At 70.4% G+C, this 16,050-nt stretch carries 21 protein-coding genes; 16 read left to right on the top strand and 5 right to left on the bottom strand.

Annotation, left to right across the window (positions count from 1 at the left end; all coding sequences use genetic code 11):
* Positions 1–13 precede the first annotated feature (13 nt).
* Together sufU and ACZ7NC_RS34530 are read left to right on the top strand one after the other, a co-directional pair.
* A complete protein-coding gene (gene sufU, locus ACZ7NC_RS34535; RefSeq protein WP_471494169.1) occupies positions 14–481 on the top strand; it encodes a Fe-S cluster assembly sulfur transfer protein SufU in 468 nt (155 codons plus the stop codon).
* Entirely contained in the window at positions 478–810 is a 333-nt protein-coding gene (locus tag ACZ7NC_RS34530; protein WP_028809645.1) for a metal-sulfur cluster assembly factor, read from the top strand. The genes sufU and ACZ7NC_RS34530 overlap by 4 nt, the downstream gene beginning before the upstream one ends.
* Positions 811–867: 57 nt before the next feature.
* Here ACZ7NC_RS34530 and ACZ7NC_RS34525 read toward each other — a convergent pair whose 3' ends face one another.
* The gene (locus ACZ7NC_RS34525) at positions 868–1,692 is read right to left on the bottom strand and encodes an AbfB domain-containing protein (protein WP_471494167.1); all 825 of its coding nucleotides are present in this window, start codon (positions 1,690–1,692) and stop codon (positions 868–870) included.
* A gap of 224 nt (positions 1,693–1,916) precedes the next feature.
* Positions 1,917–2,768: a LysR family transcriptional regulator gene (locus tag ACZ7NC_RS34520; RefSeq protein WP_471494165.1), complete on the bottom strand. Its 852-nt coding sequence runs from the start codon at positions 2,766–2,768 to the stop codon at positions 1,917–1,919.
* A gap of 82 nt (positions 2,769–2,850) precedes the next feature.
* Between ACZ7NC_RS34520 and ACZ7NC_RS34515 the strand changes: the two genes are divergently transcribed.
* Together ACZ7NC_RS34515 and ACZ7NC_RS34510 are read left to right on the top strand one after the other, a co-directional pair.
* Positions 2,851–3,834 carry an MBL fold metallo-hydrolase gene (locus ACZ7NC_RS34515; RefSeq protein WP_471494163.1) on the top strand — a complete coding sequence of 328 codons (984 nt, stop codon included), beginning with the start codon at positions 2,851–2,853 and terminating at the stop codon, positions 3,832–3,834.
* Between the two features lie 123 nt (positions 3,835–3,957).
* Positions 3,958–4,839, top strand: coding sequence for an endo alpha-1,4 polygalactosaminidase (locus ACZ7NC_RS34510; protein ID WP_471494161.1), 882 nt, complete (start codon positions 3,958–3,960; stop codon positions 4,837–4,839).
* Positions 4,840–4,921: 82 nt separating this feature from the next.
* Here the strand turns inward: ACZ7NC_RS34510 and ACZ7NC_RS34505 are convergent, their stop codons facing one another.
* Positions 4,922–5,329 carry a RidA family protein gene (locus tag ACZ7NC_RS34505; protein WP_471494159.1) on the bottom strand — a complete coding sequence of 136 codons (408 nt, stop codon included), beginning with the start codon at positions 5,327–5,329 and terminating at the stop codon, positions 4,922–4,924.
* 113 nt (positions 5,330–5,442) lie between these two features.
* Here ACZ7NC_RS34505 and ACZ7NC_RS34500 point away from each other — a divergent pair, with 113 nt between their 5' ends.
* The 5 genes from ACZ7NC_RS34500 (at position 5,443) to ACZ7NC_RS34480 (ending at position 8,336) form a co-directional block, all read left to right on the top strand.
* On the top strand, positions 5,443–5,832 hold the full coding sequence (locus tag ACZ7NC_RS34500) for a winged helix-turn-helix transcriptional regulator (RefSeq protein WP_471494156.1): 390 nt from the start codon (positions 5,443–5,445) through the stop codon (positions 5,830–5,832).
* Between the two features lie 64 nt (positions 5,833–5,896).
* Positions 5,897–6,217 (top strand): DMT family transporter, encoded by a 321-nt coding sequence (locus tag ACZ7NC_RS34495; RefSeq protein WP_471494154.1) that lies wholly within the window; start codon positions 5,897–5,899, stop codon positions 6,215–6,217.
* Complete coding sequence (locus ACZ7NC_RS34490) at positions 6,217–6,753, top strand: TetR/AcrR family transcriptional regulator (RefSeq protein WP_471494152.1); 537 nt, start codon at positions 6,217–6,219, stop codon at positions 6,751–6,753. The genes ACZ7NC_RS34495 and ACZ7NC_RS34490 overlap by 1 nt, the downstream gene beginning before the upstream one ends.
* A gap of 103 nt (positions 6,754–6,856) precedes the next feature.
* Entirely contained in the window at positions 6,857–7,846 is a 990-nt protein-coding gene (dapD, locus tag ACZ7NC_RS34485) for a 2,3,4,5-tetrahydropyridine-2,6-dicarboxylate N-succinyltransferase (protein WP_471494150.1), read from the top strand.
* Between the two features lie 250 nt (positions 7,847–8,096).
* The gene (locus ACZ7NC_RS34480; RefSeq protein ID WP_471494148.1) at positions 8,097–8,336 is read left to right on the top strand and encodes a hypothetical protein; all 240 of its coding nucleotides are present in this window, start codon (positions 8,097–8,099) and stop codon (positions 8,334–8,336) included.
* 94 nt (positions 8,337–8,430) lie between these two features.
* On the opposite strand, the gene dapA is transcribed toward ACZ7NC_RS34480, so the two are convergent.
* Positions 8,431–9,333 carry a 4-hydroxy-tetrahydrodipicolinate synthase gene (dapA, locus tag ACZ7NC_RS34475; protein ID WP_471494146.1) on the bottom strand — a complete coding sequence of 301 codons (903 nt, stop codon included), beginning with the start codon at positions 9,331–9,333 and terminating at the stop codon, positions 8,431–8,433.
* A gap of 224 nt (positions 9,334–9,557) precedes the next feature.
* Between dapA and ACZ7NC_RS34470 the strand changes: the two genes are divergently transcribed.
* The 7 genes from ACZ7NC_RS34470 to ACZ7NC_RS34440 all read left to right on the top strand — a co-directional run bounded on the left by ACZ7NC_RS34470 (position 9,558) and on the right by ACZ7NC_RS34440 (position 13,938).
* Positions 9,558–9,692, top strand: a complete 135-nt coding sequence (locus tag ACZ7NC_RS34470; protein ID WP_471494144.1) for a hypothetical protein — start codon at positions 9,558–9,560, stop codon at positions 9,690–9,692.
* On the top strand, positions 9,689–10,381 hold the full coding sequence (locus tag ACZ7NC_RS34465; RefSeq protein ID WP_471494142.1) for a hypothetical protein: 693 nt from the start codon (positions 9,689–9,691) through the stop codon (positions 10,379–10,381). The genes ACZ7NC_RS34470 and ACZ7NC_RS34465 overlap by 4 nt, the downstream gene beginning before the upstream one ends.
* 54 nt (positions 10,382–10,435) lie before the next feature.
* On the top strand, positions 10,436–10,855 hold the full coding sequence (locus tag ACZ7NC_RS34460) for a phage holin family protein (protein WP_471494140.1): 420 nt from the start codon (positions 10,436–10,438) through the stop codon (positions 10,853–10,855).
* Positions 10,852–11,361, top strand: a complete 510-nt coding sequence (locus ACZ7NC_RS34455; protein WP_471494138.1) for a DUF3618 domain-containing protein — start codon at positions 10,852–10,854, stop codon at positions 11,359–11,361. The genes ACZ7NC_RS34460 and ACZ7NC_RS34455 overlap by 4 nt, the downstream gene beginning before the upstream one ends.
* A gap of 326 nt (positions 11,362–11,687) precedes the next feature.
* Positions 11,688–12,389, top strand: a complete 702-nt coding sequence (locus ACZ7NC_RS34450) for an antibiotic biosynthesis monooxygenase (protein ID WP_471494207.1) — start codon at positions 11,688–11,690, stop codon at positions 12,387–12,389.
* 131 nt (positions 12,390–12,520) lie between these two features.
* On the top strand, positions 12,521–13,165 hold the full coding sequence (locus ACZ7NC_RS34445) for an ArsR/SmtB family transcription factor (RefSeq protein ID WP_471494136.1): 645 nt from the start codon (positions 12,521–12,523) through the stop codon (positions 13,163–13,165).
* Between the two features lie 29 nt (positions 13,166–13,194).
* Positions 13,195–13,938: an SRPBCC family protein gene (locus ACZ7NC_RS34440; RefSeq protein ID WP_471494134.1), complete on the top strand. Its 744-nt coding sequence runs from the start codon at positions 13,195–13,197 to the stop codon at positions 13,936–13,938.
* 12 nt (positions 13,939–13,950) lie between these two features.
* Here the strand turns inward: ACZ7NC_RS34440 and ACZ7NC_RS34435 are convergent, their stop codons facing one another.
* Positions 13,951–15,777: an endonuclease/exonuclease/phosphatase family protein gene (locus tag ACZ7NC_RS34435; protein ID WP_471494132.1), complete on the bottom strand. Its 1,827-nt coding sequence runs from the start codon at positions 15,775–15,777 to the stop codon at positions 13,951–13,953.
* Between the last annotated feature and the right edge of the window lie 273 nt (positions 15,778–16,050).

Genomic DNA, 16,050 nt, shown 5'->3' with positions numbered 1-16,050 from the left:
GACGAGCGATCGCATGAAGCTGGATTCGATGTACCAGGAAGTCATCCTGGACCACTACAAGCACCCGCACGGGCGGGGCTTGCGGGATGGCGACGCCGAGGTGCACCACGTGAACCCGACGTGCGGCGATGAGATCACCCTGCGTGTGAAGTACGACGGCACGAAGATCGAGGACGTCTCGTACGAGGGCCAGGGCTGTTCCATCAGCCAGGCGAGCGCGTCCGTACTGAACGAACTCCTCGTCGGCAAGGACCTCTCCGACGCGCAGAAGATCCAGGAGACCTTCCTGGAGCTGATGCAGTCCAAGGGGAAGATCGAGCCCGATGACGCGATGGAGGAGGTTCTGGAGGACGCGGTCGCGTTCGCCGGAGTCTCCAAGTACCCGGCCCGGGTCAAGTGCGCCCTCCTCAGCTGGATGGCGTGGAAGGACGCGACGGCCCAGGTGCTGGGCGGAGCCGACGCCGAAAGGAAGACGGCATGAGCGAGACCGTTGAGATGAAGCCGGCCTCGGAGGAAGAGGTCCGTGAGGCGCTGTACGACGTCGTCGACCCCGAGCTGGGTATCGATGTCGTCAACCTCGGCCTGATCTACGGCATCCACATCGACGACGCGAACATCGCGACGCTCGACATGACTCTGACCTCGGCGGCCTGCCCGCTGACGGACGTCATCGAGGACCAGGCCAAGTCCGCCACGGACGGTCTCGTCAGCGAGCTGCGCATCAACTGGGTCTGGATGCCGCCGTGGGGCCCGGACAAGATCACGGACGACGGTCGCGAGCAGCTTCGGGCGCTCGGGTTCAACGTCTGAGGTCCCTCAAACCTGTGAAAGCGGCGGTGCCTGCGAAGCGCCGCCGCTTTCGTGGGCTCAGGCCAGCCCGTTCACCAGCTGGAACGACGAGTCCGCCTGATACAGGGAGCTGTAGTCGCGGCGTTCGAGGCGGACGACGAAGCTCTTGTGCCGGAGGAAGTAGCCCGGGTAGTTGACCGACTCCAGCATGTTCGCGCCGGAGTACGAGGAGCCGCGGGCGCAGAAGGTGGCGTCCTGGGCGAACAGGGTGGAGCCGTCGTGGCGTTCGGCGCGCAGGACGAAGCTGCTGTGGCGCAGATACTTGCCGTCCTGCGTGGCGAAGGAGTAACAGGAGCCGTTCGCCAGGCCCTTGACCTGCTTGAAGGTCGAGTCCTCGCGGGACTCCGAGCCGCCGACCGGGTCCAGCTTCACGTAGCCGTCGCTCACGTGCCAGTAGCGGTCGGGGTAGTTGGCCGCGCGTATGGACCGCCAGGTGGTGGCGGGCGGCTCGGGGGCACCGGGCGGTGAACTCGCCCCGTGGCCGGCCGACTTGGACGGCTCCGGCGTCGGCTCGGGTGAGGTGGTGTTCTGCCGAGGCGCCTTTGTCGTCTCCCGTGCCGTGGAAAGGCCGCTCTTGCCCTTCGGGGGCGTCGTCTCCGACGGTGTGGCGAAGGAGATCAGGCCGGGGACCGTCGCATCCTCGGCGGAGGGCGCGGATGCGGCTGAGTCACCGTCATATTCCTTTTCCGACACGGCGATTGCCGTGACGCAGGCGATGATCGTCGCCACCGCCATCCCGCCCGCCAGCCACAGGCGGCGCGTCCCCGGTGCCCGCGAGGTGTCCGGGGCCCAGCCGTTCTCCCAAGCTTGGTCCTTGGGCGGCTGGGACTTGTTTTCTGGCATGCGGTGTTCCTCCAGCGGCGTCATGAGACGACAGCCGCGGCTGGGAAGGACCGGTATGTGAACGGTGAAACACTAGTGGACCCGGTGGTCCTGGAGCACCTGTTTGGAACGAGCCGTATCCACATCGCGAACAGCGAGTCCTCGACCGCTTGGCGCGGGTGCGTGAACCGGTGCCGGTCGCGGCGCAGTTGGAGGAGTGAGTGCCCCGGGGCCGGGCCCCGCCCTCAGCCGCGGTAGGCGGCTGTCGCGATCCCTACCAGCGACCGGACCAGCGGATTCCCGTCGCCCTCGTTCCACACCGCCAGCACCCGGCTCGGCGCCATGTCGACGACCGGAACCACGGCCAGCCCCTCAGGCATGTCGTGCCCGAGCGGGGCCATCCCGACGGTGCCGTTCCAGAGCACGGCCTGCACACACTCCTGGACGCCGCGCACCACAGGGCCCTCGCGGGGCTCGCCGCCGTTCCAGTACGCCTGCCAGAGCGGGTCCGTACCGGCCGGGAACCGGAACCAGTGTCGGCCGGCCAGGTCGGCCAGCGTCAGATGGCCGCGGCGGGCCAGCGGGTCGTCGGCGCGCAGTACGGCGCCCACCGGGTCGGCGCGCAACTGGCGCACCGTCAGACCGGTCTCGTCGAACGGCCCACGGGTCAGGGCGACATCGACGAGACCGGTGCGCAGCCCGCAGGTCGGATCGGTCAGGTCGGTCTCGCGGATCCGGACCTCCACACCGGGGTGGCGCCTGCGGTACGCGGCCGCCAGCCGGGTCGCGCCCCGGTCGGTGCTGTCGCCCAGGAAACCGAGGGTGAGGGTGGTGGCGCCGGCTGCCGTCGCCACGCGTACGCGCACCCGGTCGGCCCGGTCGAGCAGGGCGCGTGCCTCGTCCAGCAGCGTCGCTCCGGCAGGGGTGAGGGTGACGCCGGTGGGGGAGCGGTGCAGCAGTGGCGCACCGACGTCGGACTCCAGTTGCCTGATCGCCCGGCTCAGCGGCGGCTGGCTCATGTGCAGGCGGGCGGCGGCCCGGCCGAAGTGGAGTTCCTCGGCGACGGCCACGAAATAGCGCAGTGTGCGCAGCTCCATGACCAGCGATGATACCCGTACGGTATCGGCGGGACCGGATCGGTCTTGGACGCTCGCGGCACCCCGGCGGTGGACTCGGAGCATGACCGACGAACTGATGCCCGACAAGGCGATGCCCGACAAGGCGATGCCCGACAAGGCGATGCCCGACAAGGCAGTACCCAGCGAACCCCTGCCCGGCGAGTCGATGCCCGACCCCGCCGTCCGGACCGCGGACGCCCAGGAGATCGCCCCCGACCTGCTGGTGATCCCGAACCAACGGGTCCAGTTGGTGCCCAACATCGGCATCATCGGCGGCACTCGGGCCGTGCTGGTCGTCGATACGGGCATCGGCACCGCCAACGCCGAGCAGGTCCTCGCCCTGGCCTCCGAAGTGGCGAAGGGCCGCCGGATGTACCTGACCACGACCCACTTCCATCCCGAACACGCCTTCGGCGCCCAGGTCTTCGCCGACAAGGCCACCTACCTGGTCAACCGCGCACAGGCCGACGACCTCAAGACCAAGGGGCCGGGCTACCTGGAGATGTTCAGGAGCTTCGGCGGGCCGATCGCCGACCGCCTCGAAGGCGTACGGCCGCCCACCCCCGACGTGATCTACGACGACGGTCACGACCTGGACCTCGGCGGCCGGATCGTACGGCTGCGGCCGACCGGCCGGGGGCACACGAAGGGCGACCAGGTGATCGAAGTGCCGGACGCCCGGGTGCTGTTCACCGGGGATCTGGCCGAGACCGGGCAGTTCGCCATCTTCCCGTGGTTCCCGCCGTACGACACGGACGTCTCCGGCGTGGGCTGGCTGACGGTGCTGGACCGGCTGGCCGCCGGCGAACCCCGGGTGGTGGTCCCCGGCCACGGTGACCTCGGCGGTCCGCGGATCCTCGCCGACGTACGGGACTATCTGCGCGAGCTGCGCGACGAGACCTGGCGGCGGCGGGACTCCGCGATGGGCGAGGACGAGATCGTCGCCGAGGTCCGGGCGTTGCTGATCGAGCGGCATCCTGAGTGGGCCGGCCGGGAGTGGATCGAGCGGGGTGTCGGCTGCCTGTGCGCCGAACACACCGGATGAGCCTGTGCCCCTCGCGGTAGGGGCCGCCGCATATGAACTCCGGGCGCGGAGCAGGGCATCATGGCCGGGCAGCACCGTAGATCACCTATCGACAAGATCACGTATCGACAGGAGCCCCGGATCATGGTCCACCGCGTCCTCCGTGCCCGCCGCCGAGCGCAGGTGGCCGTGGCCCTGTGCGGCGCGCTCGTCATGGCCGTGGGCGGATGCACCGCGTCCGACGGCGAGGACGGCGCCGAACCGGGGCGTTCCACCGCTCCCTCGACGCCGGGCAGCGGGTCGGGAAAGGTCGTACCGCCCGATCCCGGCGCCGCCTTCGACTACCAGATCGGCGGCGCCTACCCGCCGCCGACCGGCGTGCGCGTGGTCTCCCGGGACCGCACCGCGAAGCCCGCGCCGGGCGTGTACAACATCTGCTACGTCAACGCCTTCCAGGCCCAGCCGGACACCGAACGCTGGTGGGAGGCCCACCATCCCGAACTGCTCCTCCGTGACGACGACGGCGCGCTCGTCGTCGACCAGGACTGGGACGAGGCCCTGCTGGACATCTCGACGGCCGCCAAGCGCGCACGGCTCGCCGAGGTGGTGGGGGAGTGGATCGACGGCTGCGCGACGGCCGGCTTCCAGGGGGTCGAGGCCGACAACCTCGACTCGAACGAGCGGTCCGACGACCTGCTGACCGCCGAGGACAACATGGCCTTCGCCGAACTGCTCGCCGGCCGGGCGCACGCCGCCGGCCTGGCGATCGGCCAGAAGAACGCCGCCGGTCTGGCACGCCGGGGCCGTGACGTCGGGTTCGACTTCGCGGTCGCCGAGGAGTGCGGACAGTACGACGAGTGCGGGGCCTATGCGGACGCCTACGACGACCGGGTCCTCGTCATCGAATACCGGTCGGACGGCCTCGCCGCGGCGTGCGCGGAGTGGGGCGACAGGCTGTCGGTGGTCGAGCGGGACCTGGACGTCGTACCGGAAGGGGAGAGCGGCTACCGACGCCGTACGTGCTGATCTGGACCGCGCGTCCTTCGACCCGCGACCCGCGACCTGCGCCCTGCGCCCCTGCCTCCTGCGCCCGCCGAGTGTGTCTGCCTCAGTCGAGGACCGCGATGGCCTCGATCTCGACGAGATGCTCGGGCACGTCCAGCGCGGCGACGCCCAGCAGCGTGGCCGGCGGTGTGGGGGTGGTGCCCAGCTTGGCGGCGGCCCGGGTGATGCCCTCCATGAGCAGGGGCATCTTGTCGGGGGTCCAGTCCACGACGTGGATGTTCAGCTTCGCGACGTCCTCGAAGGAACCGCCGGCCGCGGCCAGGGCGGTGCCGACGTTGAGGTAGCACTGCTCGACCTGGGCGGCGAGGTCGCCCGCCCCGATCGTGGTGCCCTCGGCGTCCCACGCGACCTGCCCGGCGACGAAGACCAGCTTCGACCCGCTCGCGATCGACACCTGCCGGTAGGCGTCGATCTCAGCCAGTCCGGTCGGGTTCATCAGGGTGATGGCCATGCCGTCCCCGCCTTTCTTCATGGAGCTCTTGCGCTCTCTTGTGGTTACTCAGGAACTGTAGGAGAGTGAGCGCTGACATGGAAGAACGCACTTTTCGGTGACTGGGGTACCTGATGGGAACCAAGCAGTTCAGCGGCTCGCTGGACGAAGCGGACGTGACGCGCGCCGACTCCCTGGCCCGGGAGATCTTTTCCGACATAGCCAACAAATGGGCGCTGCTGATCATCGAGGCCCTGGGTGAACGCACCCTGCGCTTCAGCGAGTTGCGCGGCGAGGTGGAGGGCATCAGCCACAAGATGCTCACCCAGAACCTGCGCATGCTGGAGCGCAACGGCCTGATCGAGCGCGCGGTGTATCCCACGGTGCCGCCGCGCGTCGAGTACACCCTGACCGAGCCGGGCCAGGCCCTGCGGGTGACCATCGACGGCATGTGCGACTGGACCCACCGCTATCTCGGGGACATCGAGGCGTCGCGCCATCGTTTCGAGGCCGGGAGGGCGTAGCGCCATTTCCGGTCGATGCGCCGCTTGTGTACGGCCGTACGCAACGTTGTGTACGCTTGTGCACATGGGATACCTGCTGCTCGTCGGGGCCATAGCGGCCGAGGTCGCCGCCACGACCGCCATGAAGTACAGCGACGGCTTCAGCAGGCTGCTGCCGTCGCTGCTGACCGCCCTCGGCTACCTCGTCTCCTTCGCGCTGCTCGCCCAGACGCTGAAGACCGTTGCCGTGGGCACGGCCTACGCGATCTGGGCCGGCGTCGGCACCGCTGCCATCGCCACCATCGGGATCGCGTTCCTCGGCGAGGGGATGACGGTCACCAAGGCCGCCGGCATCGCGTTGATCATCGTCGGCGTGGTCGTGCTGAACCTGGGCGGCGCGCACTGATGCCCCGGCGCTACGACCCCGAGCGACGCCAGCGCATCATCGACGCGGCGATCCGGGTCGTCGGGGAGAAGGGCATCGCCGGGCTGAGTCATCGCACCGTCGCCGCCGAGGCGGACGTGCCGCTCGGCTCCACGACGTACCACTTCAAGACCCTCGACGACCTGCTGGTCGCCGCGCTGCGCCAGGCCAACGAGGGCTTCGCCAAGGTGATCGCCTCGCGCGGCGCCCTGACGGACCCGGACGCCGATCTGGCCGCCGAGCTCGCGGGCTGGATGGGCGAGTGGCTCGCCGGTGACCGCACCGGCGTCGAGCTGGAGTACGAGCTCTACCTCGCCGCCCTGCGCCGCCCCGCCCTGCGCCCGGTCGCCGCCGAGTGGGCCCGCGACCTCGCCGACCGCCTGGCCCACCGCACGGACCCGGTCACCGCGAGGGCGCTGGTGGCGCTGCTGGACGGGATCTGTCTGCAGGTGCTGCTCACGGAGGTGGCGTACGACGAGGAGTACGCGCGGGAGATGCTGGCCCGCGTCATTCCCTGACGGCACCCGGCGTTTTCCGTGCCGGAAGCGGCGCGGCGCCCGGCACGTGAGACGCACCCCCGCCGGTTCGCTCCCGCGGGCGGCGTCACGTTAGGTTGCCCTTATGACCGACACGACTGCTCCTCGCACCACCGGCGCCGTGGCCGCCGGCCTTGCCGCCATCGCTGCTGACGGCACCGTTCTCGACACCTGGTTCCCCGCGCCCGAGCTCGTCGCCGAGCCCGGCCCCTCCGGCAGCGAGCGGCTCTCCGCCGAGAAGGCCGTCGAGCTGCTCGGCGAAGGCGCCGCCAAGGCGATCGGTCCGGACGCCCGCCGGGGCGTCGAGGTCGTCGCGGTCCGCACGGTCATCGCCTCGCTGGACGAGAAGCCGATCGACGCGCACGACGTCTATCTGCGTCTGCACCTGCTCTCCCACCGCCTGGTCAAGCCGCACGGTCTGAGCCTGGAGGGCCAGTTCGGCTTCCTCGCCAACGTCGCCTGGACCTCGCTCGGCCCGGTCGCCGTCGACGACGTCGAGAAGGTGCGCCTGAACGCTCGCGCCGAGGGCCTGCACCTCCAGGTCACCTCGGTCGACAAGTTCCCGCGCATGACGGACTACGTCGCCCCCAAGGGCGTCCGCATCGCCGACGCCGACCGGGTCCGCCTGGGCGCCCACCTCGCCGAGGGCACCACGGTCATGCACGAGGGCTTCGTCAACTTCAACGCGGGCACCCTCGGCACCTCCATGGTCGAGGGCCGTATCTCCGCGGGCGTCGTGGTCGGCGACGGCTCCGACATCGGCGGCGGCGCGTCCACGATGGGCACGCTGTCCGGCGGCGGCAACGTGATCATCAGCATCGGCGAGCGCTGCCTCATCGGCGCCGAGGCGGGCGTCGGCATCGCGCTCGGCGACGAGTGCGTGGTCGAGGCGGGCCTGTACATCACGGCGGGCACCCGCGTGACGATGCCCGACGGCCAGATCATCAAGGCCCGCGAACTCTCCGGCGTCTCCAACATCCTCTTCCGCCGCAACTCGGTCACGGGCACGGTGGAGGCCCGGCCGAACAACGCGGTGTGGGGCGGGCTGAACGAGGTTCTGCACAGCCACAACTGACCGACACCGACACCGACTGGCCGTCAGGCACCGGTCACCCGAGCGCCCTCCTCCGCGACCCGAGCACGGTCCGTGGGAGGGCGCTCGCATGACCGGCGGTCTCCGGTCCGGGTGAGTCGGCGTGGCGCGGGCGGCGCGCCACGTTCACGTACGGGTTACTCGTCGTGACCTCCCAGCGGTCCAGGCAGATGAACCGGTGGACGCAGTTTCCGATCACACGTCGAAACGACGAGATGAGAGCTGAGGGCCGATGACGGGTCGAGTGAAGATGAACCAGCGGGGCCGGGTCGTACTGCGCCTGGTGGTCGGTGTGCTGGGTGTGGGGGCGGTGTGCTGGTTGCCGGCCGGGAACGCGTATGCCGACGAGACCAATACGGGCTCGCACAACGGGCCGCGGATCGGGCTGGTCAACGTCGGGCAGGTGGATGATCCGATGGAGGATGTGCTGGAGCACTTCCTGCTCTTCGGCGACGGGTACAAGTGGGGCTGAACACCCACAGGGCAGGGACTGGGGCCGGGACGTATCGCCGGGGGACGCGATGCGGACCCGGCCCTTCGTGCGCGCTGCCGGAGACCGCCGGTGATCAGCCGGTCGTGACGGACTCGTACGCCGTCAGGAGCCCGTCGATCGCCTCGCGTCCGGCGGGCCGCAGCGGTGCGCGGACCGGGCCCGCGGGCAGGCCTAGTTCGTTGAGTACGGCCTTGGCGGTGACCGCGCCCGGCAGGCCCGCCGACATCATCAACTCGATGAGAGGCGTGGCGAGTTGCTGGCGCCGGGCCGCGCCTGCCGTGTCTCCCGCGTCGAACGCGTCCAGCACCGAGCGGAGGTGACGGGGGATCACGTTGGCGACCGTGCTCACATATCCGGCCCCGCCCACCGCGTACAGAGCGAGGTTGTGCTCGTCACAGCCCGCGTAGTACGCCAACTCCGTGCGGGCGAGCACCTTCTGGGTGCCGAGGAAGTCGTAGGAGCAGTCCTTCACCGCGACGATCCGGGGGTGCTCGGCGAGCCGGATCACCGTCTCCGGCTCGATACGGGTGCCGGTTCGGCCCGGGATGTCGTAGAGCGCGAGGGGCAGTCCGGCCGCGTCGGCGATCTCGCGGAAGTGCGCCTCGACGGCGTCCTGCGGGGGCTTGCTGTAGTACGGCGTGACCACCAACAGGCCGTCGGCGCCCGCCTTTTCGGCCGCCAGGGCCAGCTCGACGGTGTGCCGGGTGTCGGAGGTGCCCACGCCCGCGACGATCGACGCACGGTCGCCCACCGCCTCCCGCACCGCCCTGATCAGGTCCGACTTCTCGGCGTCCGTCGTGGTCGGCGACTCGCCCGTCGTCCCGGAGAGCACCAGGCCGTCACAGCCCTCGCCCACCAGCCGGTCGGCGAGCCGCTGCGCGCCGGCGAGATCGAGCGCTCCCGTCTCGGTGAAGGGCGTGATCATGGCGCACAGGGCGCGGCCGAAGGGAGGGGTGGAGCCGGCGGCAGTCGTCATGAGAGTAGTGTCGGCAGGACGATCGTGCAGCTCCACTTAATTCTTCTACGATGTATTGATAAGGAATGCTGCGGGATTGGGGTGCGGGGGAGTGTCGTAGGCCCGATGCCCGATGCCCCAGGCCCCAGGCCCCAGGCCCCAGGCCCCAGGCCCTATGTCCAAACTTGGGCGTCATGGGTCACCATGGCCGGGACGGTCAACGACCCCTGGTCATGGGAGGCGTCATGAAGCTCGGCAAGGCACTCGCCACCGGAGTCGCTGAAGAGCGGCCGCAGGACCGCGACGTGGAACTCGAACTCCCCGAGGAACTCCAGGACATCGAGGCGTCCGCGTCCGAAGAGGTCCCGGCCGCCCGATGAGGCTGCGGCTTCCCGAGGAACGTCCGACGGAGCCGCCGACCGGATACAAGATCGCCCACCCGGTGCTGTCCCAGGACGGCACGCGGGCAGGGTTCACCGGTGTGTCGCTGGGCGGCGCGCTGCCGTACGGGGTCCTGGCCGACGCGTCCTGCGTGTACGGCCTGCGGCACCGGGCGCCGAGCCGCCGCTGCGACTGCGGCTTCCACTGTGTGCACGAGCGCACGACGATCGAGGCGCTGCTGTGCGCGGCCGAGCACCGGACCGCCGTACTGCTCGAGGTCACCGTGCTGGGCCGTTACATCCGATTCGAGCACGGCTTCCGCTACGCCCGTCAGCGCGTGCGCACCGCCACCGTCGGCCCGTGCGCCTGCGGCACCGTCGCCGCCGCCCTGGCCGACGCCCGCTGGGGCCGCCCCGGCTGGCGCGCGCTCACCCCGTCCTGCGCGGGGTGCCTGCGCGGCCGTACGTCCGTCTCGCTCGCGGGGTTCGCCCGGCTCGCGGGGGAGGGGCTGAGGGTCGTCGCCGGGAAGGGGGCCTTGGTGGCGGTGGCCGGCCTCGGAGGCGCCGAGGAGCTCGGTGTGCCCGAACTCACCGCGGAGGCGGCGCTGTTGCAGGCCCGCCTCGACTGGTTCCAGGCTCAGCTGGCCCGGCTGGGCGAGCGGGGACCGGGCGGCGGAGGGAAGGGATAGCGGGGGTAGGTCAGGGTACCCGGGGTGTTCCGAACCGAGAGGAGGCGGAACACCGTGACCGGGACCACGGCCCACGAGCCGGTGCACGACGAGCACCACTCGGTGGGCGAACTCGTAGCGCAGGCCGGCGAGCAGCTCTCCCGACTCGTACGACAGGAAGTCGCCCTCGCCAAGGAGGAGATGGCGGAGAAGGGCCGGCGGGCCGGCCGTGGTGGCGGGCTGCTGGGCGCGGCGGGCGCTGTCGCGTACGCCGGAGTGCTGTTCCTGGCCGCGGCCGCCACCGCCGCGCTCTCACTGACGCTGTCCCTGTGGGCCGCGGCGCTCATCGTGACAGGGGTGCTGTTCGCGGTCGCGGGCCTGCTGGCGGCGACCGGCCGCGCCCAGCTGCGCCGGGCCGCACCCCCCACGCCCGAGGAGGCTCTCGGCAGCGTCAGGACGGATGTCGACGAGATCAAAGGAAGGGTGCATCGATGACGGACAGGGCAGCGGGGGACATACGCGGCGCTGCCGCGAAGGCGGCCGATGGGGCCAAGGGTCCCACCGAGCTGCGTGACCAGATCGAGCGGACACGAGGCGAACTCGGTGACACCGTCGCCGAGTTGGTGAGCAAGGCCGACGTGAAGGGCCGCGCCATGGCCCGCGCCGCCGACCTCAAGGACAAGGCGGGCGCGATGACCGTGCAACTGCGCAGCAGCGCCGCCCTGGCCGGCCACGCGGTACAGGACCGGGCGACGCGGGCCGGGCATGTCGTACAGGACCGGGCGACGCGCGCGGGGCATGTGGTTCAGGACCGGGCGACCCAGGCCGGTCACACCGTCCAGGACAAGGCGACGCACGCGGGCCACACGGTGGAGCACAACGTCCCGCGCCCCGTCCGCACGGTCGTCCAGGCCGGCTTGCGGCATCCGCGTCCGGTGCTGGTGGTCGGTGCGGCGGTGGCCGCGCTGATCGCGGCCGGGATGGTGCGGCGGCGGCACTAGGGGCGTGGCTGAGAAGTGGGCAGCTGAAACGTCGGCGCAGCAGTAACGCCGGAACGGCTGAGGCGAAGCGGCGCGGGATCGATGGCACGTAATTCGGCATCGGTCCCGCGCCGCCGCCATGCCGTCACTCAATCCCCGCCCTCCGGCCCCCGCCCCCGCGCCCCCGGGTCACTACCGCCCCCCACCAGCAGCACATCAACCCTCCCCCTCCAAGCCCCACTTGACCTCAAGTCCACTTGAGGTCAAAGGGTGGTCGGTGCACGCATCGACCACCGAGCCTTGGAGCCCCCGTGTCCCGTCGTACTGACATGTCCCGTCGCACTGCCATGCCCCGTCGCACCGACACCCACCCCGATCTCACCCGGCCCGAGGTCGGCGCCCCCCTTTTCAGTACCTGGCGAGTGGGCACCCCCCTCCGACAGAAGCAGACCGTCGAGGCGATCGGCGTCACCTGGGAGCGCCGCCCCTGGCCCTCCGACGGCCTGCTCGGCTACTTCGTCTACACCGGGCAGGACGGCTCCACCCTCCTCCACCACTCGCAGTGGAGGAGCGAGCAGGCCTACGAGGCGTTCGCGAGGACGCGCCGGCAGGAGCGCGTCGACGAGATCGACACCGCCGTACCCGACATCGAGCGGCTGGGGCTCGGCCGCTACCGCCACTACCGCAGTCTCCGTCGGCCGGACGACACCCGCGTCCCCGGCTGCATCGTGATCGTCGACATCGAGTTCGAGGGCCCCGACCCCGCCCGTCAGCGCGCCTGGGTGGACGCGGTGCTCGAAGCGCTGGAGGCCGAACCGAACCCGCACCCCGGCGGCATCTCGGCCCACTTCCATCTCAGCTCGGACGGCACTCGCGTCCTCAACTACGCCGAATGGGAGAGCGCCCAGGCCCACGTCGACGCGCTCGCCGCCCCGGGCGACGGCATCGGCTCGGCGACGGAGGCGTGGGAGCGCGTGCAGAGCTGGCCGGGACTGAAGGGCAGCACGGTCAGCCGGTACGAGTACGCCCTCGGGCTCGTCCCCGGGTGACCCGACCCGACCCGACCCGACCCGCCCCGACCAGACCCGGCCCGGATCCGATGGCCGCGCGGGCGACCGAGCACCTCACCGAACACTCTAACCGTCTGGACAAAAAAAGTTTTCGGTGAGACGGTGGAGCCATGCTGGACGTCACCGTGATCGAGGACCCCGAGGCCGCAGCCGTCTCCCTGGACCCCATAAGGGCCCGGCTGCTCGCCGAGCTGGCGGCCGGCCCCGCGTCGGCCGCCATGCTGGCCGGCAAGGTCGGGCTGCCCAGGCAGAAGGTGAACTACCACCTCAAGGCACTGGAGCGGCACGGCCTGGTCGAGCTGGCCGGTGAGCGCCGCAAGGGCAACGTCACCGAGCGGCTGATGCAGGCGACCGCCGCGTCGTACGTGATCTCGCCTCTCGCGCTCGCCTCCGTGCAGCCGGACCCGGACCGCTTCCGCGACCAGCTCTCGGCCCGCTGGCTGCTCGCGCTCGGCGCCCGGCTGGTCAGGGACGTCGGTTCGCTGATCACCGGCGCGACGAAGGCCCGCAAGCGGCTGGCGACCTACGCGCTGGACGGCGAGGTCCGCTTTGCCTCCGCCGCCGAACGGGCCGCGTTCGTCGAGGAGTTGACGGCAGGCGTGAGCGCGCTGATCCGCAAGTACGACGCGCCCGACGCCGAGGTCGGCCGGGATCACCGGATCGTCGTGGCCGTCCATCCCACGCTGAAGCCCACGGCCGAAGCCCCGGCCGAGGACCAGCCCCGTCCCGAGCCCCGCCCGGAACTGAACCAGTAGCACCGCACCCAGGAGCCCAGGAGCCCACCATGTCCAAGGAATTCGAGATCGCCCGCGAGTTCGAGGTCGACGCCACGCCCGAGGAGGTGTGGGAGGCCGTGACCGCCGGCACCGGCGGCTGGCTGTGGCCGATGGAGGCACCCGAGCCGCGCGTGGGCGGCACGGGCCCCTTCGGCTCCAAGGTGACCGCCTGGGACCCGCCGCACCACTACACCAACCGCGTCGAGGACGTCGAGGGCATCTCCGAGCAGACCCTCAACCAGCTCGACTACACCATCGAGCCGCGCGACGAGGGCCGCCGCGCCTGGGTGCGGTACGTGCACAGCGGGATCTTCGTCGACGACTGGGACAACCAGTACGACGGCGCCAGCCGGCACACCGACTTCTACATGCACACCCTGCGCGAGTACCTCACCCGCTTCCGGGGCCGCCCGGTCACCGCCTTCGCCACCTTCGACGGACCCGAGGCGTCCAAGACGTCCGACGCGTTCGTCGCCGTGGGCCGTGCGCTCGGTCTCGCGGACGACACGGCGGAGGGCGCGCGCGTACAGGCGCGCGGTCCCGAGGGCCAGGTCCTCGACGCCGTCGTCGACTACCGCAACCCCTACTTCCTCGGGCTGCGCACCGACGACGCGCTCATCCGCTTCTTCGGCCGCAACCACTGGGGCTACATGGTGGGCATGTCCGTGCACGACTTCGCGCCGGACGCCGACGCCAAGGCCGACGAGGAGATGTGGAAGGGCTGGCTGAACAAGGTGTTCAGCCAGCCCTGAAACACCCGGCGCCTACGGACGGAAGCGCAGCACCTGCGGGTCGTGGTCGCTGATCTGGTCGTTGAACTCCGAGTTGATGTGCACGCTGTCGTACTCGAAGTCGCAGGAACGCCGGATCGACGGGCTGACCAGGATCTGGTCCAGCGTCTGGGCGTTGCCCTGGTAGACGTAGGAGTAACGCTCGCTCCTCGGCAGCGACTTGATCGCCGACCACAGCTCGCCGTCGCCCTCGAGGATCTTCACGGTGTCGGAGAACTCGAAGTCGTTGATGTCGCCGAGGGCGATCACGTCCGCGTTCTTCTGCGTGTCGAGGATGTCCTTGACGAAGGTGTGGATCGCCGTGGCCTGCGCGTGGCGCTGCACCTCCGAGTTGCGGGCCGGCGGCTGGTACTGCGCGGTCAGACCCTGGTCGCCACCCTTGGAGTTGAGGTGGTTGGCGATCACGAAGACGGTCTTGCCGCGGAAGACGAACTCGCCGGCCAGCGGCTTGCGGCTGTTGGTGAAGGCCGCGTTCGCCGGGTCGATCCGGCCGGGGGAGAGAGTCAGGGCGGCCTTGCCGCGCACCTTCGTCACACCGGCGGCGGTGGTGGCGTCGCCGCCCGCCCGGTCGGTGAAGGAGACCCGCTCCGGGTTGAACAGGAAGACCTGGCGGATGTTGCCGCCCGGCTCCCCGCCGTCGGCGTTGTTGACCGGGTCGATCGAGCGCCAGTCGTACTGGGGGCCGCCCGCCGCGACGATCGCGTCCGTCAGCTTGGCCAGCGTCCGGTCGGCGGCGACCGTGCCGTCGTTCGTCGCGCCGTTGTTGTCCTGGATCTCCTCCAGCGACACGATGTCGGGCGACTGGAGGTTGTTCACGATCGCGGAGGCGTGCTTCTCGAACGTGGCGTCGGACGGGTCGAGGTTCTCCACGTTGTACGTGGCGACCGCCAGCTCGCCGCGCGACTGGTTCTGCGTGGTCTCCCTCTCCAGACCGGCGCTCTTGAGCGTGCCGATCTGGTTGGCGACCAGGGTGTAGCCGCCGAACTGGTTGTAGTCCAGGGGGCCCGCAGTGGCGCCTTCCAGGACGTCACCGACGTTCGCGACGGGGAAGTCGGCCGTCTTGCCCAGGGACTGGATCTGGAGCCGGCCGGTGTTCTGGGAGTCGTAGGAGCCGTAGACCGTGCCACCGCGGTGGTTGCGGTGCTCCCACGGCTTCACCGTGACCCACAGCTCGGTGTACGGGTCGCTGGCGCCGACCACACGGGTGTCGGCGACCTGGACGTTCTCGCCCTCCAGGGACTCGTAGTAGTCCAGGGCGTACTTGGCGGGCTGCAGGGTCAGGCCGTTGACCGAGCCGCTCGCGGCGGTGTCGCCCTCGGGGCTGTAGTCGGCCGGCACCGACTGCGCGTCGATCACCTTGGCGGCCGGGACGGCGTTGCCGCTTGAGACGACGGTGATCGTCGGCTTGGTGATCTCGGTCACCGACTGGTTGCCGGACGAGGCGCCGCCCGGGACGTACTCGGAGACCGTGCCCGAGACCAGGACCGAGTCGCCGACGGCGACCTTCGGGCTGGAGCTGGTGAAGACGAAGACGCCCTCGCTGGTGGCCGGGTCGGCGTCGGGGTTCGGATCCTGGATCCAGAAACCCTTGGACGAACCGTAGGTGCGTACGCCGGTGACGATCCCGGCCACGTCCGCGACCTGCTTGCCGGCGTACGGGGATATTCGGGTGCTGCCCTGGACGTCATGGACGCGCACGGAGTCGGCGTGCGCGGGCGCCGTGAGGACGACGGTGGACGCCGCGGAACAGACGGCGGCGACGGTGAGCGCGGCGAGACGCGCGGACTTCTTGCTCGGCAACGGGATCCCTCCGGGGACATACGTGGGTGCCGGGACGAGGGTGGAACGTGAGTTGAACGTGGTACGTAAGTTGAAACGTGGTACGTGAGTTGAACGTGGGTCGCGGCCGGTGGGGCGGCGGCGGCAACGCGCGTAGAAAATACAGTGAACAGATGTCCGCCAAGTTTCTACGCGCGTAATCTCATTCCTGGTCAGGCCAGTTGTCAAGGTTTCGGCCATGTACGCCCACTGACGGGGAGATGAACCGGGCGGCATGGGTGGAAATCCGTCTAG

This window comes from Streptomyces sp. NPDC111802, from assembly GCF_055634335.1.
This window is presented reverse-complemented; position numbering and strand designations above follow the sequence as displayed.